Annotated in this window: 16 protein-coding genes and 1 pseudogene; 12 read left to right on the top strand and 5 right to left on the bottom strand. The window is 67.6% G+C overall.

Annotated features, from left to right (window positions below; translation table 11 throughout):
* Window positions 1–150: 150 nt before the first annotated feature.
* The 10 genes from OG897_RS17440 (at window position 151) to OG897_RS17395 (ending at window position 10,900) form a co-directional block, all read left to right on the top strand.
* Entirely contained in the window at window positions 151–414 is a 264-nt protein-coding gene (locus tag OG897_RS17440; protein WP_266657833.1) for an acyl-CoA carboxylase subunit epsilon, read from the top strand.
* Window positions 415–708: 294 nt separating this feature from the next.
* On the top strand, window positions 709–1,680 hold the full coding sequence (locus OG897_RS17435) for an alpha/beta hydrolase (protein WP_266657831.1): 972 nt from the start codon (window positions 709–711) through the stop codon (window positions 1,678–1,680).
* Entirely contained in the window at window positions 1,646–1,819 is a 174-nt protein-coding gene (locus OG897_RS17430; RefSeq protein ID WP_266657829.1) for a hypothetical protein, read from the top strand. The genes OG897_RS17435 and OG897_RS17430 overlap by 35 nt, the downstream gene beginning before the upstream one ends.
* An 80-nt stretch (window positions 1,820–1,899) precedes the next feature.
* Window positions 1,900–3,009: a questin oxidase family protein gene (locus tag OG897_RS17425; RefSeq protein WP_266657827.1), complete on the top strand. Its 1,110-nt coding sequence runs from the start codon at window positions 1,900–1,902 to the stop codon at window positions 3,007–3,009.
* Between the two features lie 360 nt (window positions 3,010–3,369).
* Window positions 3,370–3,966 carry an NADPH-dependent FMN reductase gene (locus tag OG897_RS17420; protein ID WP_266657825.1) on the top strand — a complete coding sequence of 199 codons (597 nt, stop codon included), beginning with the start codon at window positions 3,370–3,372 and terminating at the stop codon, window positions 3,964–3,966.
* Window positions 3,967–4,070: 104 nt separating this feature from the next.
* Entirely contained in the window at window positions 4,071–5,318 is a 1,248-nt protein-coding gene (locus OG897_RS17415) for an MFS transporter (RefSeq protein WP_266657823.1), read from the top strand.
* Entirely contained in the window at window positions 5,315–6,466 is a 1,152-nt protein-coding gene (locus OG897_RS17410) for a glycosyltransferase (protein ID WP_266657821.1), read from the top strand. Before OG897_RS17415 ends, OG897_RS17410 begins: the two co-directional genes overlap by 4 nt.
* Before the next feature lie 49 nt (window positions 6,467–6,515).
* Window positions 6,516–7,679 (top strand): DegT/DnrJ/EryC1/StrS aminotransferase family protein, encoded by a 1,164-nt coding sequence (locus OG897_RS17405; protein ID WP_266657819.1) that lies wholly within the window; start codon window positions 6,516–6,518, stop codon window positions 7,677–7,679.
* Between the two features lie 295 nt (window positions 7,680–7,974).
* Entirely contained in the window at window positions 7,975–9,828 is a 1,854-nt protein-coding gene (locus tag OG897_RS17400) for a 2-oxoacid:acceptor oxidoreductase subunit alpha (protein WP_266657817.1), read from the top strand.
* Complete coding sequence (locus tag OG897_RS17395) at window positions 9,821–10,900, top strand: 2-oxoacid:ferredoxin oxidoreductase subunit beta (RefSeq protein WP_266657815.1); 1,080 nt, start codon at window positions 9,821–9,823, stop codon at window positions 10,898–10,900. Before OG897_RS17400 ends, OG897_RS17395 begins: the two co-directional genes overlap by 8 nt.
* A gap of 68 nt (window positions 10,901–10,968) precedes the next feature.
* On the opposite strand, the pseudogene OG897_RS17390 reads toward OG897_RS17395, so the two are convergent.
* Window positions 10,969–11,121 (bottom strand): annotated as a pseudogene (locus tag OG897_RS17390) (IS5/IS1182 family transposase); the annotation flags it as partial.
* Between the two features lie 102 nt (window positions 11,122–11,223).
* Window positions 11,224–12,498, bottom strand: a complete 1,275-nt coding sequence (locus OG897_RS17385) for an MFS transporter (protein ID WP_266657813.1) — start codon at window positions 12,496–12,498, stop codon at window positions 11,224–11,226.
* Window positions 12,499–12,796: 298 nt separating this feature from the next.
* Here OG897_RS17385 and OG897_RS17380 point away from each other — a divergent pair, with 298 nt between their 5' ends.
* Window positions 12,797–13,459: a deoxynucleoside kinase gene (locus OG897_RS17380; RefSeq protein ID WP_266657811.1), complete on the top strand. Its 663-nt coding sequence runs from the start codon at window positions 12,797–12,799 to the stop codon at window positions 13,457–13,459.
* 510 nt (window positions 13,460–13,969) lie between these two features.
* Here the strand turns inward: OG897_RS17380 and OG897_RS17375 are convergent.
* Window positions 13,970–14,200, bottom strand: a complete 231-nt coding sequence (locus OG897_RS17375) for a DUF5988 family protein (protein WP_266657809.1) — start codon at window positions 14,198–14,200, stop codon at window positions 13,970–13,972.
* An 871-nt stretch (window positions 14,201–15,071) separates the two neighbouring features.
* Here OG897_RS17375 and OG897_RS17370 point away from each other — a divergent pair.
* On the top strand, window positions 15,072–16,409 hold the full coding sequence (locus OG897_RS17370) for a hypothetical protein (protein WP_266657807.1): 1,338 nt from the start codon (window positions 15,072–15,074) through the stop codon (window positions 16,407–16,409).
* 213 nt (window positions 16,410–16,622) lie between these two features.
* Here OG897_RS17370 and OG897_RS17365 read toward each other — a convergent pair whose 3' ends face one another.
* On the bottom strand, window positions 16,623–18,107 hold the full coding sequence (locus tag OG897_RS17365) for a HEPN domain-containing protein (RefSeq protein WP_266660251.1): 1,485 nt from the start codon (window positions 18,105–18,107) through the stop codon (window positions 16,623–16,625).
* A gap of 879 nt (window positions 18,108–18,986) precedes the next feature.
* The gene (locus OG897_RS17360) at window positions 18,987–20,441 is read right to left on the bottom strand and encodes a hypothetical protein (RefSeq protein ID WP_266657805.1); all 1,455 of its coding nucleotides are present in this window, start codon (window positions 20,439–20,441) and stop codon (window positions 18,987–18,989) included.
* Window positions 20,442–20,448 lie beyond the last annotated feature (7 nt).

The following is a 20,448-nucleotide window of genomic DNA, read 5'->3' as shown; positions in this document are numbered from 1 at the left end:
CCGGTGACCACCCGGGCACGAGCCGAGGTCTCGCGCCGTCCGCCCCTCTCCGTACGGGGCGGGCGGCGCGTTGTCCTTCCCCGGCCCGCCGTCCCGACGGCCTTTCCCTTACGCAACCGAACCAGGAGTCATCCAGAAAGGACACAGAACGTGACCACGACCACCCCCGGTCCCGCTCTCGGCACCGAACAGCTCTTCCGCGTGGAACGCGGCCTGCCCACCGACGAGGAGACGGCCGCGCTCGCCGTGGTCCTCCTCCTGCGGATGTCCGGCACCCCGGACCCCGCGGACGACGGCACAGGCCCCGCCACCGCCCACTGGCGCAGCTCCCACCGCACCACGGGCCACCGTCCGCCCCGCAGCTGGCGTACCGGAGCGCGCCCCGGCGAGCCCGGCCCCCAAGACCCCGGATGACGGCCGTCGGCACAGCCCCGGCGCCGCGCGAGGCAGCCCGGCAGCACCTCGGGGCGGCACGGGTGATGGGCGAGGCGGCCCCGCAAGCCCGCGGAACAAGCCCGACACCCCTCTCGCGATCCCGCCCGGCCGCGGGACCGTACGCCGTGACACCCCTGCGCACTCTCCTGCGCCGCCGCATCGCGTGGAGCTTCAGGCACCGCCCCGGCCCGCTCGGCACCGGCGGCCGCCCGCTCCCCGGTTCCCCCTCCCTCGGACCCTCGGGTCCCTCCGCGCACGAGGAGCTCTGACCACATGGTGCAGCCACCGCATCCCGGTGTCCCGGAGATCCGCGGAATCACCCTCGACGCCGACGGTGTCCCGATCTCCGCGCTGCTCGCAGAACCGGCCACCCAGCCGCCGCGTGCGGTGGTCGTCGCCATCCACGGTGCGGGCATGCGGGCCGGCTACTTCGACAGCCGGACCCGCCCGGGGCTCTCGCTCCTGACGCTGGGCGCCGAACTCGGCTACACCGTGCTGGCCGTCGACCGCCCCGGCTACGGTCTGTCCTTCGGCCAACTGCCCGAAGGACAGAGCATCGCCGGCCAGGCGGCCACCCTGCATGCCGCGCTCGCCGACTTCGCCGCCACCCGGGACACCGGGGCCGGCTTCTTCCTCGTGGCCCATTCCAACGGCGGCAAGCTCGCCCTGGCGGCCGCCGCCGACAGCCACGACGGCAGCCTGATCGGCCTGGACATCTCCGGTCTCGGCAGCCTGCTCGCCGTGGACCCGCACCAGTTGCCTGGCCGTGGCCATCACGGAGACTGGCGCCGGCACTGGGGAGCCCTGCGGCTCTACCCGCCGGACGCCTTCCGGCTCGGCCGGGCGCTGATCAGCCCGGTTCCGGACGCCGAAGCGCAGCAGGGTCCGCTGTGGCCGGAGCTGTACCCCGGCATCGCGGCCCGGGTACGGGCGCCGGTCCGCTTCACCTTCGCCGAGCAGGAGCAGTGGTGGCGGTTCGACGAGGAGGCCGTCGCAGCCCTGCGGCACCCCCTGTCGGCTACGCGTACGACGGTGGACCTCCAGCCGGACGCCGGGCACAACATCAGCCTCGGCTGGGCGGCCCGCACCTACCACCTCAGGGCGCTCGGGTTCCTGGAGGAGTGCCTCCTGGCGATCGACGCGGCACCGCCGGGGCCCCGGCTCGTGAGCAGACCGACACCACCCGACAGCGAAGGAGCGGACAGCCACCATGCAGAAGCCCAGCGAGCACACACGTACGCGTGAGAACCGGACCGTCGGCCGCGATGGCCGACGCGAGACCTGGGGAGCACCGGGCGGCGGAGCTGCCTCCGGCAGACCCGTCCTCCTGGCGGGCGAGGAAGGGGACGCCCCCGACCGTCACGTCTTCCGAGGCATCGACTGAACCCGTCCAGGACGCCTGCCGACCATCACCGGGGCGCACACCCGCCGCGCCCCACGGACACCGGAGAGGACGGGATCCCCTTGGTCACCTACGTCGACGCCGTCAACGAAGCGCTGGAACGCCTGGACGACATGGGCTACGAGCGCGGAGAACGAGGCGAACTGGTCAACCACGGCCCGATGGCCGCCGAAACGCTGGCCGTCCTGGGCCACGGCGACCAGATCGGCACCTGGGTCGAGGTCTACCGGGCCAAACCGCATCACGACAGGCCCGCCCCCTCCTTCCCTCTCGACGCGTCGGACGAAGTTTCCTGGCGCGGCGCGCTGGGTGACTTCGGCCGGGCAGGAGACTGGGAGCAACTGTTCGTCCGGGAACTGGCCGACGCTCCCTGGCGCGACGTGCTCGCCCGGTGGTGGCCACGGCTCATCTCCGGCCTCCTGGCGGGCATCACACACGGCGCCATCCGGACGGCGCACGCGGTGCGCGGCCTGGCCGGCACCCGGCAGCCGAGCCGGGCCCAGCTGACCGAACTCGCCCGGGGGCTCGCCTACTGGGCGGCCCGGCACCGCGCGCTTCCGGGCAGCGCGGACTTCCGGGGGACCGCCTCCCTCGCCCGGGCCGTCGCGGAACTTCCCCGAGAACAGCTCGACGATTTCCTGCACCCGCCGAAGGCGCGGACCCTGTCGCGGGAGAGACTGCACCGGATCTCCGAAATCCCGGGATACACAGATGCGTTGAAAGCAGTCGCCCCGCAGGACCCGTACCTCATCCTCAGCGAGATGACGGCCGAATTCGCCGGACTCTATCTCGTGCACACTGAGATATACCCCATTCCGCTGCTCCACGGCGTGACGCTGCCGGCCGCCGTCCGGATCGTCCTGCCCCACCTCCCGCGCGACATGCACCTGCCGACCGTGGCCGCCGTCTGGCAGCTCCACGTGGCGCTGCTGCTCTCCTTCACCGGCGGCAGTCGAGGCGAGGACGCGGCGCACGACATCGCGTCGAAGACGGAGGTCCCGCCCTTCGGCGAACTGGTGGCCCGCGCGGTGGAGCACAAGGACGAGCACGTCATCAAGTTCACCGAGGCGTGTCTGCGCGAGAACGGCCTGCGCCCCGACCCCCGTTACGCGGCCGCCGCGCTCTCGGCGCACCAGCGCATTCCCCGCCCCGAACTCGGCCTCGTTCCCTGACCCGGCCGACCGGTCGACGCGCGGACAACACCCCCCGGCAGACACTCCGTTGACCTGGATCACACATTCCCCTGACATGACGACAGGGGTCTGTAGAAACACACAGGAATATGAACTCCACTCCCTTGAAGTCGGATTCCCCGTCGAAGAAGCTGTTCTTGGTCTCGGCTGAAGTGGGGAGTCCCGGATGCCGAGGACCGCCTGACCGACATTCATTGTGTGCCGGAGAAACACCCTCCGCACGCGCGCGGACAAAGAGCGCGAAATAAAAAGCAGTTGAATCCCCGTGGCTTTACCCGCCGGGCCGGAACGCATCGGCCTCGGTCACGCAGGACGCTACAAGGATTGGAAGAATTCACCATGCAGGAGAACCCCATCAAGCTCGCCGTGATCATCGGCAGCGTACGCGGCGGGCGATTCGGCCCGACGGTCGCCCACTGGTTTGTCGAGCAGGCAAAGAAGAGCGGCGACTTCACCGTCGACCTCATCGACCTGATCGACTTCCCGCTGCCCCTGGAGATGCCGGCCTTCGGCGTGGAGCCCGAAGGAGAGACGAAGGCGGTGTCCGACCGGCTCTCCGCGCGCCTCCACGAGGCCGACGCCTTCGTCGTGGTGACACCCGAGTACAACCACACCGTCTCCCCGGCCCTGAAGAACGCCATCGACTGGTTCCTTGAGGAGTGGAGCTTCAAGCCCGTCGGCCTGGTCTCCTACGGCGGCATGGGCGGCGGCCTGCGCGCCGCCGAGCACCTGCGCCAGGTGTTCGCCGAGGTCCACGCCACCACCGTGCGGGACATGCTCAGCTTCCACAACGCCTGGGGCGACTTCGAGAAGGACGGCCAACCGGCCAGCCCCGCGGGCAGCGAGGACGCCGCCGTCAACCTGCTGAAGCAGGTCGCCTGGTGGGCCGACGCACTGCGCGAGGCCCGCACCAAGGGCACGTACAAGCTGCGCTGACGCCGCCCCGTTCCGTACGAGTTTCCGGCGCCGGCCACCCCACCGGGGCCCGGCGCCGACACCCGTAGGTCCTGCCCACGCCGTTCCACCTGGGAGTACCCGCCATGAAAGCATCGACGAGCACCGGCCGCAGCGGCGTGCTCCCCATCCTCATGCTCGCGTCGACCCTCTCCGTCATGGCGGGAGCCGTCATCTCCCCGGTGCTGGAGGTCATCAGGGGCGACCTCGGGCTCAGCGCCACCGCCGCCGGCATGATCCTCACCACGCACGGACTCTCCATCGCGATCGCCAGCCCGGTCGTCGGCTGGATGATCGACCGCTGGGGCGTACGCACCCCACTGGCCTGGGGCCTGCTGCTGTACGGGGTGGCCGGCGGCGTCGGAGCGTTCACCAGCTCCTACGCGGCGCTCATCGCCACCCGCATCGCCTTCGGCGCCGGTGCCGCAGCGGTCTTCGCCGGTACCACGGTCGCCCTGCTGTCGCTGTACACGGGAGAGCAGCGCGACCGGGTCATGGGCTGGCGCTCCACGGCCATCAGCCTCGGCGGCGTCATCTGGCCCCTGCTGGCCGGAGCCATCGGCGGCTTCTCGTGGCACGCCACCTTCGCGATCTACTTCGTCGGCGTCCCGCTGGGCGTGGCCGCACTGCTGATGCTGCCGCCGACACCGCGCGCCACCGGCACGTCGGGCGCCCCCAAGGAGCGCATCCTCCCGCTGCTCGGACGACGCCCCGCACTGCTCGGCTTCTACGCCCTGTTCGCCGTCAGCTCGGTGCTGCTCTACGGCCTGGCCGTGTTCCTCCCCATCCGGCTCGCGGAGATCGGAGTGAAGGAGCCGTTCCTCGTCGCCCTCGTCGGCACCACCGTGTCGGTCGCCATGAGCCTGATCGGCTTCGCGTACGCCAAACTCCGTGCCGCCATGGCGTACGGCGTCCTGCTGCGGCTGACCGCCGCCTCCTGGGTACTGGCCTTCGCCCTGCTCGGCCTGTCCAGCAGCGTCGTACTGATCGTCCTGGGCGCCGGACTGTTCGGCCTGGGCATGGGCATCCTGATGCCGGCCGTGACGGTACTGATCGGCGACAGCGCACCGCCTTCCCTGCGCGGCCAGGCCACCGCCCTGTCCGGCACCGCCTCCTTCGCCGGGCAGTTCGCCTCCCCGCTCGTTCTCGGCCCGGTGATCGACAGCACCTCCGTACAGACGGGATACCTGGCCTCGGGCGGTGTCGCGGCGCTGATGCTCCTGGTCCTGCTGATCGCCCGGATCAAGGACCCCGCCCCGCCGCAGAGCGTCGACACCGAGCAGACCACCCCTGAACCCGTCACTTCCCCCGTCCCTTCCGAGGAGAAGTCATGAAGGTCCTGTTCCTCCCCGGCGGCAGCGCCGCCACGATCTTCGGGCTGGTACCGCTCGCCCACGCGCTGCGCGGCGCCGGCCACGAGGTGCTGATGGCCTCGACCGAGGACATGATGCCGGTGGTCACCGGCACCGGCATCCCCGGCATCGCCGTGACCTCACGCGACATCTGGCACTACGTCACCACCGACCGCGAGGGGAACCGCAAGGAAGAGACACCGCTCGACCTGGAAGGCCAGGCGCTCTCCACCGGCCGCTGGTTCGCGCAGATGGGAGCCGACTGGCTGCCCGTCCTCCTCGACCTCGCCAAGGGCTGGACCCCTGACCTGGTCGTCGGCGGGTCCATGTCCTACGTGGCCCCGCTGGTCGCCGCCCACCTGGACGTTCCCTACGTACGCCAGGCGTGGGACATCGACGACTCCCGCATCCAGGACCGCGGTGCGGAACTCGAACTGCGCCCGGAACTGGACGCCCTGGGTCTCGACCGGCTCCCCGAGCCCGACCTGCGGATCGAGCTCTGCCCGCCCGGCCTCACCTCGCCCCACGCCATCGAGGGCCAGCTCATGCGCTGGCTCCCCGGCAACGTGCAGAGCGCGCTGGAGCCGTGGATGTTCACCAAGGGCGAGCGGCGCCGGGTCTGCGTCACCTCGGGAAGCCGCGCCAGCAAGGAACGCGAGCACACCTTCGAGTTCCTCCAGGCCGTGGCACGGAACATCGCACCCCTGGACGTCGAGATCGTCATGCCGGCCCCGGAGCATCTCGCGGTCGAACTGCGCAAGGCGATCCCCGGCGTCCGGGCCGGCTGGATTCCCCTCGACATGCTCGCCCCGACCTGTGACCTGGTCATCCAGCACGCCGGCGGCGCCACCACGCTGACCGCCCTCAACGCGGGTGTGGCGCAGCTCATCATTCCCGAGGCCGTGGTCTTCGAGGCGCCCGCCCAGCGGATCGCCGACTACGGTGCCGCACTCACACTGAGCCCGGCCGAGGCCACGCCCGAGCGGGTCGCGTCGGCCGTCGCCGAACTGCTCGCCGACCCCACCTACACCGAGCGGGCGCGGGAACTGGCCCGGGAGATCGCCCGCCTGCCGCTGCCTGCCGACCTGGTCGGCCCACTGGAGAAGCTCGCCGCCCGGAACCGGGGCTGACCGTCCGCCACCGAGCGGACGCCCCCGACCCACCATCCAGGAGACAGACGTGATCAATCTCTTCCAGCCGCAAGTGGGCGAGGAAGAACTCGCCGCCGTGGCCGAGACCTTCGAGAGCAGATGGCTCGGACACGGCCCCCGCACCCGGGCGTTCGAAGCCGCGTTCGCCGAGCACCTGGGCGTCGAGGCGGATCGGGTGCTCTTCCTCAACTCCGGTACGGCCGGCCTGTTCCTCGCCCTGGAGATGCTGAACCTGGCCGAGGGCGACGAAGTCGTACTGCCGTCGACCAGCTTCCTCGCCGCGGCCAACGCCATCGTGGCCAACGGTGGACGCCCGGTCTTCTGCGACGTCGCCCCGGAAACCCTCAACCCGTCCTGGCAGGACATCGAGGCGACCCTCACACCGCGCACCAAGGCCGTCGTCGTACTGCACTACGGCGGCTACCCCGGTCACATCGTGGAGATCGCGGAACGCTGCCGGGCGCTCGGCATCCAGCTGATCGAGGACTCCGCCTGCTCCCCGGCGTCCCGGGTGGACGGCAAGGCCGTCGGCACCTTCGGCGACTTCGCCATGTGGAGCTTCGACGCTGCCAAGATCCTCACCACGGGCGACGGCGGCATGTTCTACGTCCGCGACGCGGAACAGGCCGGACGGGCCAGGCGGTTGGCCTACCACGGCCTGATGCAGGCCACCGGGCTCGCCTACGCCAAGGTCTCGCACCGCTGGTGGGAGCTGGAGGTTCCCGAGGTCGGGCGCCGCGTCATCGGGAACGACCTCAGCGCCGCCATCGGCCAGGTACAGCTGCGCCGTCTCGACGAGTTCATCGCCCGTCGCCGCCAGATCGTGGACCTGTACGACCGCGAACTGGCCGGTGTCGACGGGCTGTTGCTGCCACCGGCACTCCCGGCGGGGCACGAGTCCTCGTACTACTTCTACTGGGTGCGGATGAGTGCGGACATCCGCGACCAGGTCGCCTCCGACCTGCTCGCGGCCGACATCTACACCACCTTCCGGTACGCCCCGCTGCACAAGGTGGCCACCTACGGCTCCGACGCCGTCCTGCCCGGCAGCGACCGTGCGGCGGGGGAGACCCTCTGCCTGCCGATCCACCCCGGGCTCACCGACGCCGACGTCCTGACCGTCGCCACCACGCTGCGCAAGGCGATCGAGGCACGCCGCGAGGAAACGGCCGCCCCGGAAACCCGCGTCTGACACCTGCACGACACGGCGAGGGCACACCCGGCATGCCGGGTGTGCCCTCGCCGTTTTTCTTGCTCTGCCCGTGGCGGGCCGGCCATCGCACCGCTTGTGACGTACTGCTTGCGACCTACTGCTTGTGACCTGCTTCTGACGCGGATCGCACCCGTTTTGAGCGGCCCGCAAGAATCTCACCGAAGCCTGACCCGAAGCGTATTGAACCGAGGTCCGGTTCCGCCCAGGCTGGTTCCCGTCGCTGCGAAACCTCGGGCGGCCCAAGGGAATCGTCGCGGTGAGGAGAACAGTGAAAGTGAAGGAAGTCCGCCGTCTGGACCGGGTGATCATTCGTTTCGCGGGTGACTCGGGTGATGGTATGCAGCTCACGGGTGACCGTTTCACGTCGGAGACCGCGTCGTTCGGCAACGACCTGTCGACCCTGCCGAACTTCCCCGCGGAGATCCGTGCCCCCGCCGGTACCCTGCCCGGCGTCTCCAGCTTCCAGCTCCACTTCGCCGATCACGACATCCTCACGCCCGGGGACGCCCCGAACGTGCTGGTCGCGATGAACCCCGCCGCGCTCAAGGCGAACATCGCCGACGTGCCGCGCGGCGCGGAAATCATCGTCAACACCGACGAGTTCACCCAGCGTCCGATGGCCAAGGTCGGCTACACCACCTCCCCCCTGGAGGACGGCACCCTGGACGCCTACAGTGTGCACCGGGTGCCGCTGACGACGCTGACGGTGGAAGCGCTGAAGGGTTTCGGGCTGTCGCGCAAGGACGCGGGCCGCTCGAAGAACATGTTCGCGCTGGGCCTGCTGTCCTGGATGTACCACCGCCCCACCGAGGGCACCGAAGCGTTCCTGCGACAGAAGTTCGCGAAGAAGCCCGATATCGCCGAGGCCAACGTGGCCGCGTTCCGGGCGGGCTGGAACTTCGGCGAGACCACCGAGGACTTCGCGGTCAGCTACGAAGTCGCCCCGGCCACCGCCGCGTTCCCGCCGGGCACCTACCGCAACATCTCCGGGAACCTGGCCCTGGCCTACGGGCTGATCGCCGCCGGGCACCAGGCGGACCTGCCGCTCTACCTCGGCTCCTACCCCATCACCCCGGCCTCCGACATCCTGCACGAACTGTCGAAGCACAAGAACTTCGGTGTCCGCACCTTCCAGGCCGAGGACGAGATCGCCGCGATCGGCGCCGCCCTCGGGGCGGCCTTCGGCGGCCAGCTGGCGGTGACCACCACCTCCGGCCCGGGTGTGGCCCTGAAGTCCGAGACCATCGGCCTCGCCGTCTCCCTGGAGCTGCCGCTGCTGATCGTGGCGATCCAGCGCGGCGGCCCCTCCACCGGCCTGCCGACCAAGACCGAGCAGGCGGACCTGCTCCAGGCCATGTACGGGCGCAACGGCGAGGCCCCCGTCCCGGTCATCGCCCCGCGCACCCCGGCCGACTGTTTCGACGCGGCCCTCGACGCGGCGAGGATCGCGCTGACCTACCGCACCCCGGTGTTCCTGCTGAGCGACGGCTACCTGGCCAACGGCTCAGAACCCTGGCGGGTTCCCGAGGCCGGTGAACTCCCCGACCTCCGCGTGCAGTTCGCGACCGGACCCAACCACCACCTGGCCGACGGCACCGCCGTGTTCTGGCCCTACAAACGCGACCCGCAGACCCTGGCCCGCCCCTGGGCGATCCCCGGCACCCCCGGCCTCGAACACCGCATCGGCGGCATCGAGAAACAGGACGGCACCGGCAACATCAGCTACGACCCCGCCAACCACGACTTCATGGTCCGCACCCGCCAGGCCAAGATCGACAACATCACCGTCCCCGACGTCGAGGTCGACGACCCGCACAACGCCCGCACCCTGGTACTGGGCTGGGGCTCCACCTACGGGCCGATCACCGCCGCCGTACGCCGCCTGCGCGCCGAGGGGCAGCCCATCGCGCAGGCCCACCTGCGCCACCTCAACCCCTTCCCGGGAAACCTCCAGGAAGTCCTGGGACGTTACGCCAAGGTGGTCGTCCCGGAGATGAACCTGGGCCAGCTCGCCACCCTGCTCCGCGCCAAGTACCTCGTGGACGCCCTCTCCTACAACCAGGTCAACGGAATGCCGTTCAAGGCCGAGCAGCTCGCCACGGCCCTCAAGGAGGCCATCAATGACTGACACGGTCACGACGAGCGACCACCCCCACCCCCTGCTCTCCCTGGTCCCCCGCGCCGAAGCACAGCAGACCATGAAGGACTTCAAGTCCGACCAGGAAGTACGCTGGTGCCCCGGCTGCGGCGACTACGCCGTCCTCGCCGCCGTCCAGGGCTTCATGCCCGAACTCGGCCTGGCGAAAGAGAACATCGTCTTCGTCTCCGGCATCGGCTGCTCCTCCCGCTTCCCCTACTACATGAACACCTACGGGATGCACTCCATCCACGGCCGCGCCCCCGCCATCGCCACCGGACTCGCCTCCTCCCGACGCGACCTGAGCGTCTGGGTCGTCACCGGCGACGGCGACGCCCTGTCCATCGGCGGCAACCACCTCATCCACGCGCTGCGCCGCAACGTGAACCTGAAGATCCTGCTGTTCAACAACCGGATCTACGGACTCACCAAGGGCCAGTACAGTCCCACCTCCGAGGTCGGGAAGATCACCAAGTCGACCCCCATGGGCTCCCTCGACGCCCCCTTCAACCCGGTGTCCCTGGCCATCGGCGCGGAAGCCTCCTTCGTCGCCCGCACCGTCGACTCCGACCGCAAACACCTCACCGAGGTCCTGCGCCAGGCCGCCGACCACCCCGGCACCGCCCTCGTCGAGATCTACCAGAACTGCAACATCTTCAACGACGGCGCCTTCGAAGTCCTCAAGGACAAACAACAGGCAGAAGAAGCCGTCATCCGCCTTGTGCACGGCGAACCGATCCGCTTCGGCGCGGACGGCGCCAAGGGCGTCGTGCGGGACACCCAGACCGGCGACCTGAAAGTAATCGCGGTAACGGAAGAGAACCAGTCGCAGATCCTCGTCCACGACGCCCACACCACCTCCCCGACCACCGCCTTCGCCCTCTCCCGCCTGGCCGACCCCGACACCCTCCACCACACCCCCATCGGCGTCTTCCGCTCCGTGGAACGCCCGGTCTACGACACCCTCATGGCCGACCAGCTCGACACCGCCATCGAACGCGACGGCAAAGGCGACCTGGCAGCACTCCTCGCGGGCAAGGACACCTGGACCGTCATCGGCTGACCCGTCTCAGGTGGTGCAGGCGGGCGATGCCGAGGATGGCGTGGAGCTCGGCGGGACGACGCCGACGGGGCCCGCAGGTTCACCGCGTCGATCGCGCACCGCGACCGGTCCAGCTCGTCCCTCGCCCCGAGCTCGTCCAGCACCAGCCGGTAGAGCCTCGCCCACACCCGCAACCGGCTCCACTCCGCGAACTGGCGGTGAGCCGTCGCCCCGGACAGGCCCGAGCGCGTTCGTCGCCGCCCCTTCGGTCCTTTTCCATGGTCACTGTTTGGTACGGCCCCCAGATTCGTACGCAGGGACCGCATCCGGGAGCGGAGGGGGTGTCAGGCGGGTGCGCCGTCGTGTTCGGTACGGGGCTGCGTCGCCGACGCCGCGTCCGTGGGCCGGGTCCGCGCCCCCCACTGTTCGATCGCGGGACCGGCGGCACCCACGACGGCGAAGAACGCGCCGAGGAGCAGCCAGCCCGGCGTGCCGAGCCCGAGCACGACCGTGGTGAGCACGGCAGGGGCCAACGCCTGTCCCGCGCTGAAGCCGAGGCCGAGCAGCCCCTGGTACTGGCCCTGGGCGTGATCCGGGGCGAGTCCGAAGCCGAGCGCGAAGCCGCCCGAGGACTCCCAGATCTCGCCGAGGCTGTGGATGAAGATCGCCACGACGAGCAGGCACGCGGCCGCCCACATCGGGGTGTACGCGGCCAGTGCCATCAACGGGCAGCTGACCAGGAAGAGCAGCCCAGCCGTACGGAAGGCCCTGCCGCCCTGCCGGGGCGTCTCGATGCGGGACCCGATCCTGGTCTGGAGAAGGACGCAGAACCCCGAATTGAGGGCGAAGACCGTCGCCACGGTCCAGGGTGGCGCGTCCGTGTGCTGCGCGATCCAGATCGGCAACAGCAGCGACACCGTCGTGTATTGCAACCCCATCGCGCCGTAGAGGGCGGTGAAGACGACGAACGGCCGGTCCCTGAGCGCGATCCACCGACGCTGCTGCTGCGGCTTCGGCAACGGCTTGTAATTCGGGAGCAGGAAGAGCAGCAGGGCACAGAGCGCGAAGCTGGCGGCATTCCCGAGAATCAGCACGGTGTACGCGGTGCGGGAATTCACCGTCACCGCAATACCGGAACCAATGGTCCCCATGACAACGCCCAAATTGACGTAAGTGCGCAGCTTCGCCCGGAAAGCCGCAGGCCGGTCCGTGCCGACCCGGACGACGAGCGCCCCCCACGCCGCCCCTCCGACAGCCGCTGCCAGCTGGTCGACTGTGGCGATGGCGGTGAGGGCGCCCCAGCTCTCCACGAACACGAGCGCGGACATCGACACCGCCTGAACCAACAAGGCCAGCATCATGATCGTGCGCGGCCCACGGCGGTCGGCCAGGTGACCTCCCGGTATCCCCGCGAGCAGGCCGATCAACCCGGCGACGGTGAGGGCCGCCCCCACCTGCACGGCGGGCAGGCCCACCACCAGTGTGAAGTAGAGCGCGGACGCCGCATTGAAAAGCCCGTTGCCGATCCGGTTCACGAAACTCGCCGCGATCAGCACGCGTTCCGACGTGTTGTCCCCCGCGACGCGGGCCATTCGTTGTGCCAGTCGCCCCTTGATCATGAAAGAAGTTTACGGCGAGCTCTTTTCAGCAGAGCCCTGACCGAAATACGCTGATTTTCCATACGGTAAAAGCGGATCAGTGTCCCGAAATTGCCCGAATGGGCACCGGCCTGTGGCAGCCGGAGCTCTGGCCGGCGCAGGGTGAGGCGTCATCTATGCTTCATGGCGGTCGCGGAGCAGTGGCTCGTCGCCGTGCGCAGCAGCGGAGACCTGGGGAATCGAGTGGCCACCGGCACGCCTCAGCAGGTGCCGAAACCACCCGGCCAGCAACAGGATGATCCCCAGGGAGAAGCGAGGAATGTCAGTGATCTGCGTCGGAGGCATGATCGGAATCGGCAAGACGAGTGTTGCCGAACTGATCGCCAAGGAGCTGGGCAGCGACGTCTTCTACGAGAGCGTCGACGACAACCCGATCCTCCCGCTCTTCTACACGGCGACCCCCGAAGAGATTCAGGCCAACCGCTACCCCTTCCTCCTCCAGCTCTACTTCCTCCAGACCCGGTTCGCCTCGATCAAGCAGGCGTACAAGGAGAGCAACAACGTCCTCGACCGCTCCATCTACGAGGACTGGTACTTCGCCAAGGTCAACCACGACCTGGGCCGCATCAGCTCCCTCGAAATGCGGGTGTACGAGGGCCTGCTCGACGAGATGATGCGCGAGATCGAGGGACTGCCCTACCGCAAGGCCCCCGACCTCATGGTCTACCTCAAGGCGGACTTCGAGACGGTCCTGCACCGGATCGGCCTGCGCGGTCGCGATTTCGAACAGGACGAGGGCCTCGTCGAGTACTACCGGACGCTGTGGTCCGGCTACGACGACTGGGTGCACAAGCACTACTCGGCCAGCGACGTCCTCGTCATCGACATGAGCTGCACCGACGTCGTGAACGACCCCCAGGACGCGGCCCGCGTGGTCCAGGAGGTCAAGGACGCCCTGGCGGCGTCCGCCTCCCGCACGTGAGCGCCCGCACCGGTTCGTAAGGGGTCGCGGACACACCTCGGGGCGCTGACCGTGTCTTGAACGAGGACGCTGAGCCACCCCCGCCTTCGAGGTGTCGCTCCGTCTTGAGCGGCGCGACATCACCCCGCAGGGACCGCGAGGAGTCGGTGCACCTGTACGACGACGCCGCACTGGTCCAGTAGATCAAGTTCCTCAACGGTACGGAGTCCCAGACGCTGGACGACGAGGAGATGCTCCGCGCGGTGCTGCCCGCGATCCGCAGCGACTACCGGGCCGCGGAGACCTACCGCTATCAGCCGGGGCCGCCGCTGCACTGCTCCGTCTACGCCGTGTTCGGGGAGAGCTACCCCCAGCAACGGCACGGGGAACCGGTACATCACCCACCTCTCCGCACCCAGTCTGAACAACCAGAAAAAGTAGTGGCCCCGAGCTTTGGCTCGGGGCCACTACCGTTTGCCGGTTCGGTGCCGGCGGACAGGCGCAGTTCCGCGGGGGGTGGGCGGTTGCTGCCTACTCGGCGATCTTGGTGCGGCCGACCCACTGAAAGGTCATGAGCTCGGATACCGCTCCGCTGCCGACCTGGTGCAACGGAGCACGGACGGGCTCGAAGTGCTCGTATCCGTTGCCGTAACGGATCTTGATCTTCTCCGTGGAGAAGATCACTTCCTCCAGATCGGTCAACTCGACCGATCCGGACAACCCACCGGGGCCGCCTTGAAGTTGCACCGAGCTCGTCGCCATGGAAGAGGGATCTGGGGTGACTCTACGCATGGGCCTCCTCTCGTCTCACCGAGATTCTTCTTCGGCCCCGTGCTCTTGGGTACCCCTCACTTCTCCTCGTCACTGCCTCACGCACGAGGGGCCAGTAGGGGTACACCCGCGTGAACCACCTGTCTGTCGCCAGAGGAATCACGGCGTCCTACCCCGCACCCCCCTACTTCCTGACCCTGACCGTGTGACTTCAGGCGATGGATGAGAGGGTCATGCGGGTGAGTGAGACACCGATGAACACCCTGCAATACCGCTTCGACGGGCCGGAAGACGCCCCTGTCCTCGTGCTGGGTCCCTCACTGGGCACCACATGGCACAGGTAGGCGAAAGCGTCTTGTGCGGTCCGGGCAGTCCAGGTCAGGGGTGTACGTGCAGGTCAGGACCTTCTGGTTCAGGTGCGTCGACGGTGTTGGTGACATGCGTGTGACAGCTAGCGACCCTAACGGAGCGGCCGCGGCTTGATCCAAGGGATGCTCGGCGAACGCCAGATCGTCACATCCGAACACTCGCGAATTTGGAGAGAGCTCAGCCAGACGGCAGGCCACACCGCAGCCGGGCACCGGACATCGGGAACCATCGCTACCACGCTCAAGAGAAGCATCAGATAGTGGACCGACCTCGAGCGGAGGTGTCTCCCGCGCCCTTGGCAGTTGGGGACTGGTCGTGCGGCACGCAAGCGTGACAACCTCCGAGGAGGACTGTCCGACGCAGCCACCAGAGAGGTGGTCGTGGAAGTGGCCCGGACACGAAGGCCCATGCAAGTTCACGTCAAGCATGTCCGGAGGGTTCCTGGTGGGGGCAAGGCCCGTCGGTGTCGGTGAGAGCGTCTAAGGTGCGGCGCATGTCTGCCTCATCATCTTGGCGCAATGCCGAGACTCCCCTGTCACCGGTGTACCCCTTCAATGCTCCAGGGGAGTCGATCACCCTCTACAACGGACAGGTTGCCGGACCGGCCGGGACTGCGGTACCCGGGATAGTCCAGTACAACTGCTCTCCGAAGCTGGGGATCTCGTGGAGGCTGCATACCGAGGACTATGATCCCACCTCCACGGACAGGACCGAACTGAGCCTGCTCGACCTCGGCTTCGAACTGCCGGTATCCGGCATGGATGCTGTGAGCGGTTGGTCCAATGGCACTTCCTACGGAGATCCCGACGCTGCGCTCGACCGGGTCGTCGTCCACTGGTTCAACCTGCCTCGCTGGCACGGAACTGCCCACCTGGAAGCCCGTGCCGTCGATGGAACGGCGCTGCTGGTGGCCGCCGGACGTAGTGTGTACGAGGTGGACGGATGGAAGATCATGCTGGACGTCCGCCCCGATCACAAGGCCGTCTTCTCTGGCGTGCGTCAGGCCGATGTCTACGTCATGACGCATGTGATGGAGATCCGCCGGCTGAACGGAACCACGTTCACGGCTGCCGAGGTCACCCCGGTTCTCGGTGCCCTGCACGTCGGACTGTCCTTTGCGCTCGGCCGGTGGGTCGCCCCGGCCCTGCCCGTCGGCCAGAACAAGGAGGAGCAGACGGTGTGGGGCCAGTGGGGCCCGATGCTCTGCGACCCGGCACGCCGCATCAGCTCCGGCTGGTGGTATCCAGAGGACCAAGCGTCCTTGGCGAATCTGCTGGCCTGCCTCCTGCCCTCCTTCCATGATCCCCACAAAGGACAGGCGCTGCGCCTGCAGATGCAGTACGCGATCACAGCCATAGCCGACCGAGGGTTCGTCGAACAGCGGATCATGAGCGGAGCTGCCGGACTGGAACATGTGATGTGGCAGGAGCTCGTGCTCACCGGTCGGATCACGGAAGCCGAGTTCACGTCTCGTGCCTGGCCAGCGCATAGAAAGCTGCGTACGGTCCTGACGGATGCAGGGGCAGATCTGGGGGTTTATAAAGACCGTCTTCCTGCGGCCGCTGCCTTTGCGGCCCGACAGCAAGTGGCCGGAGACCGGTCAGCAGATGGCGCCGACATTGTCACGCGAGTCCGAAACCGTCTTGTGCATCCCAAGGAGACGCAGGAGCCTGTCTACTCGGTCAAAGGGCTGGTCACCGAGATCTGGCTTCTCACCCGTCATTACCTGGTGCTGCTGGTGCTCCGTTCGATCGGCTACCGAGGCTCCTACCAGGACCTGTCCAGGACGAACAGGTGGGTCGGCCAGACTGAGCTCGTCCCCTGGGCTTGAGAACGCACAGGGCTTCACGAGCTACGGTGCTTCTTCCCGAGGTACCCCCCGCGTCTGTGTCTTGCCGCCGTCGGCGCAAGCTGTCCCCGCCAGACGGGAAAGTTGAGACCCGTTTCAGCGTTGTCCTTCTAGGGTGAGGACGGCTTTGGCGACTTACATTTTACGGTGGGGGCTGATCCAGGATCTACGGAAGACCCACCTGGGTGGCACGGCTTAGGAGTTCGCTTCGGGCGTGCTTAGCCAGTCCTGCGCGCTCCTGGCCGTAGCGCGCAACTGCGGGTGGACGCGCACGATTTCTCGTTGACGTTCGGCTGGTAGCCCAAGTTCATTCAGCAGATTCAGCAGAACCACCGCAGTGGTCACGTCCACAATGGCCGCCAGTTCCTCGAGCTTGTGGTTGGGGGTACGTCCTTCATGGGCCAAGTCGTTTCGCGCTCGAGTCGTGCGCCTGGCCCAACGGTCCACGTCAGGTACGAGTGTGGACAGTGCCTCCTGGTCGGGCCGGGCCGCGAGTGCGTACAACCGGTCCCGAAGTGTCGGGTCATTGCGGAGGGAGCCCCGGATCCGCTTCCTGTACTCCTCGGGGACCTGAGCCAGCATTGCCTCGCGCATCGGTTTGAAATCCTCCGACGGGATCGGCGGTTCATCGATGTCGAAGCCACGGTGCAGTACCTCAGCTGCTCCCGCCGCCATCAGAAGATTGTTCTCGACGTACCGTGCCGGTGCGTACCGAAGCCCCAGAACCATGTTCGTCGCGGACTGCAGTCGCGCGTGCACATCGCACCAGCGAGGGATGATCTCCTCGAAGGGGAGAGCCTCGCACGTGAAGAACACACGATCATGAGTGGCCGCCTTCGCGTCGTGCTTCCCGATCACAAAGGGTGAATACAGCACGTCGACATTCCGCTCCACCCGCAGACCGTGAGAAGTCGACACGGAGTTCTCCGTGGCCAGTTTCAGACGTAGCCAGATCATGCCGGCAGCACGGTGGGTGGCCAGGGAGATCAGGTCTTGTATCAACCGGGCATAGCCAATCGCGTCACTCAATGAGGAAGTATCGCGCGGGGTGATCTGCACGTACGCGGTATCACGCACACGACCGACGGTTCCGCCTCGACGCTGGTCGAAGAACGGAAGCGTGTGGCGGTGCGCGAGCACGAAGTCAGTGCCATCGACTTCGACCGACTGCACTTTCACGGGCTTCACGGAGATGGCGCCGCCCCCATCAAGGCGCCCGCCGGGCGTGCCCAGGGACCCCTCGAGGACTGACGATGCCGCCCAATGCCCGAGGTTCTCCACGGACACCTCCACCTTGGAGAACCTCGCCTCCTCCTCGCTACTGACGTGCGCCCCGATGAGACCCGTCGTTGCTACGACGGTCTGCTTGTCAGGGGTCTTTACGCGCGCACCGAGGGTCCGCTTGCCACCGCTAGGAAGACAACCGAAGAGGCTGATCTCGCGCTGCTCTGCGGCACCATGAATCACCTCCCACGTCCGACAGCCCTCATGGATCATCACCACGCCGGGAGCATGCGTCGTCATGACTCGGTCCTCGAACGCGCCGATCAAAGAGAGCACCAAGCCGCCCTCGGGCTCATAGCGGAGTAGGCCCGGCACCTGATACTCAGGTGCTTCCGGCAGCCACCACAGCCCAGCCCACTCAGCGGGCGCGTCGAGATTCAGCGGGTCCCTGCCCATCGTGATCACCTTTCCTGTCGTACGGAGCGTTCGCGAGGTCACCCACGACGCTCTTCCGAATCATTCCAGCGTGTTGTCGAGGAGAGGAAGTCAACCGGGGCAGGCGACGGGGCGCTGCACAGGGCGCTGATCGACTTCGCCAAGCAGCTCACGGACCTGTTCGGCACTGCCCTTGAGAACCTCAGCCAAGGTGGGCAAGTCGGTCGGCCACTGGCGTGTGCGCTGCCAGTCAGAGATCCTCAAGGGGGGATGGCCTTGGTGACGGTCGATGGCTGGTGAGCTCTATGCCGGGGGTATGCGGTACTCCGATGGTGGGCTGACAGTTAAGGAGTGGACCATGAGGTAGCAAGTGCTTTTAGGCGCTGCCGAGTTGGTGGAGGCGGGAGCTAGTGACGTGGGGGCGGCCCGTCAGTTTCGTGTGATGCGGATGTTGGTCATCCGGTGGCGCCGGACCCTCTGGCCGCGGGTGCCAGGCGCTGGCCTCGAAGGGGGCCGGCGGTGCCCGGTGCAAGCTCGTCATGTTGAAGGTAGCGGCGAGACGAAAGCTGACATGCGCAAGTCTCTTTGGGGTCAGTCCGAGCTCGGAGCTGTGGGGCAGGTGGGTGTCTATGGGTTCGTGACTCCCAGGCGACACGGGTGACACGACGAAGCCCCGCCGGTCTGTTCCGGCGGGGCTTCGTCGTGCGGCTGGTCATGATGGATAAGAGCTTGCGCGGGGTGCTCCGTTGTACTCCGGCTCGCCGCTCTCAAGTACGTGCAGACGACGAGTGGTTGTAGGAGTCGATCAGCGAGCTCCTCCCGCGCCATTTTGCTTCGCTTGGAAGCGGCCTCTGCTTGACTGATCGTTGGGCCATTGGCCAACGCTCCGGACCCTCGAGATCACTCGTTGTGAAACGGCGGGATCTGACGCATTGCCAGCGCAGTCCCCTCGCGGCTGATCGACACCACTCCTCCCCACTCGTCGTCCCAGAACGTCCCGTGACGCCCGTCCCTCCGCTCATGTACCTGTTGTCGGTAGGCGGCGACGTCGGCGTGTCGGTCGGGCTTCCCGGGCTCTTTTCTGGTGACGAGGGCGTTGAGTATGTCCTTCGCGACGCCGGAGAACGCTTGGACCCTTTCGCCGTTGAGTCGGAAGACATGGTCCGTGCCCTCGAATTTCTCGCCCAGCAGTGTGTAGTGCACGTCTTGGACGCTGCCGACCGAGGCGTGGGCGAAGCCTTGGAAGAAGTCGCTTCCCTGCCGTGTGGTGAGCAGTGCGGCGGTGGATTCACCGTCGCCGGCGAAGGCCGTGAGCCCGGCTGCCCCGACCCGGGCCAAGGCGCGCTGGAACCACTCGTAGTGGTCGGGGCCGACTTGGCACCCAGGCTCGGAGGAATCGGGTTCTTTGCCCTTGCCTGGTTTCAAGATGCCGATGCTCGGGTTTTTGTTCTCCAGCGGAAGGCCGATGTTCTCGGCGGGAGTGCCTTCCGCGATGTGCAGCCAGCCGCCGGGGCTGTCGGTGTGCAGGGCGTGGACGGTGAGCGGGTCGGTCAGGGAGATCTCCGTGCTGAACAGCAAGGCTGGAGTTTCGTTCCAGGCACCGATGTGTACCCCGTCCGCGTGGGCCGCCGCGGAGGCGAGTTGCTCGTATGCCTTCTGCTGGTCGCTGTGATTGCCTTTGCAGACGATTGGGAAGACGCGTGAAGATTTGCCTGGTTTCCAGACTTCGGCGAAGAACTGCGGGCGGTACTGGTAGCCGACGGTCTTGGTTTTCGCTTTGTCTCGGCTGGTCAATGTCCAGCCGGCACGCAGCGCGGTGTCGGCGCGGACGATTGAGACGCTGTGGTCGGGATAGCGGTGGGCGAGGATCTGCTCACTGACGGCCAAGCCGAAGGCTTGGCCCAGCTCTTCGGATTGCAGCGCCTTGTAGTACATGGCGATCCGTTCGCCCTCTTCGGACAACCTGAGGTAGGTTTCGGCGCCTGCTACGAGCGCTTGGCAGTACTTGAGGCTGCCCCAGTGTTCGGCCAGCCCGCGCGATGCGCCGCGCTGGGACAGAGCGAGGCCGCGGCCGAGGTGGTGGAGTACGTCCCAGAACGACAGCCGTACCGCCAGTCCGAGTTCTTGGCTGGGAAGTGGGCTCAGTCCCGGCTTGCGGCGCAGTGGTTCGTACGTATCTCCCGTCTTGGTCTTGCCCTCCTCCTGCCGTTTCTGGAAGGACTCTTTACGCTCACGTTCTTTGTCGTCGGCGGCTTCGCTGACCTTGCCCACCAGCCCTCGTGTGGAATGGACCGGTATGGTCACCTGCTGCCGGAGGCTGTGCAGGACCTCTTCGGTTTTCATGGTGCTCGTCACGGCTGCC

This window comes from Streptomyces sp. NBC_00237 (assembly GCF_026342435.1).
Taxonomy (GTDB): domain Bacteria; phylum Actinomycetota; class Actinomycetes; order Streptomycetales; family Streptomycetaceae; genus Streptomyces.
Note: the sequence above shows the minus strand (reverse complement) of the source record. Positions and strands in the feature narration are given on the sequence as shown.

Bases quoted from the DNA above. Each gene is read 5' to 3' on its own strand.
- OG897_RS17370 (WP_266657807.1), top strand. From the start codon at position 15,072: ATGTCTGCCTCATCATCTTGGCGCAATGCCGAGACTCCCCTGTCACCG.
- OG897_RS17375 (WP_266657809.1), bottom strand. From the start codon at position 14,200: ATGGCGACGAGCTCGGTGCAACTTCAAGGCGGCCCCGGTGGGTTGTCC.
- OG897_RS17430 (WP_266657829.1), top strand. From the start codon at position 1,646: ATGCAGAAGCCCAGCGAGCACACACGTACGCGTGAGAACCGGACCGTC.
- OG897_RS17385 (WP_266657813.1), bottom strand. From the start codon at position 12,498: ATGATCAAGGGGCGACTGGCACAACGAATGGCCCGCGTCGCGGGGGAC.
- OG897_RS17415 (WP_266657823.1), top strand. From the start codon at position 4,071: ATGAAAGCATCGACGAGCACCGGCCGCAGCGGCGTGCTCCCCATCCTC.
- OG897_RS17410 (WP_266657821.1), top strand. From the start codon at position 5,315: ATGAAGGTCCTGTTCCTCCCCGGCGGCAGCGCCGCCACGATCTTCGGG.
- OG897_RS17420 (WP_266657825.1), top strand. From the start codon at position 3,370: ATGCAGGAGAACCCCATCAAGCTCGCCGTGATCATCGGCAGCGTACGC.
- OG897_RS17380 (WP_266657811.1), top strand. From the start codon at position 12,797: ATGTCAGTGATCTGCGTCGGAGGCATGATCGGAATCGGCAAGACGAGT.
- OG897_RS17395 (WP_266657815.1), top strand. From the start codon at position 9,821: ATGACTGACACGGTCACGACGAGCGACCACCCCCACCCCCTGCTCTCC.
- OG897_RS17365 (WP_266660251.1), bottom strand. From the start codon at position 18,107: ATGGGCAGGGACCCGCTGAATCTCGACGCGCCCGCTGAGTGGGCTGGG.
- OG897_RS17435 (WP_266657831.1), top strand. From the start codon at position 709: ATGGTGCAGCCACCGCATCCCGGTGTCCCGGAGATCCGCGGAATCACC.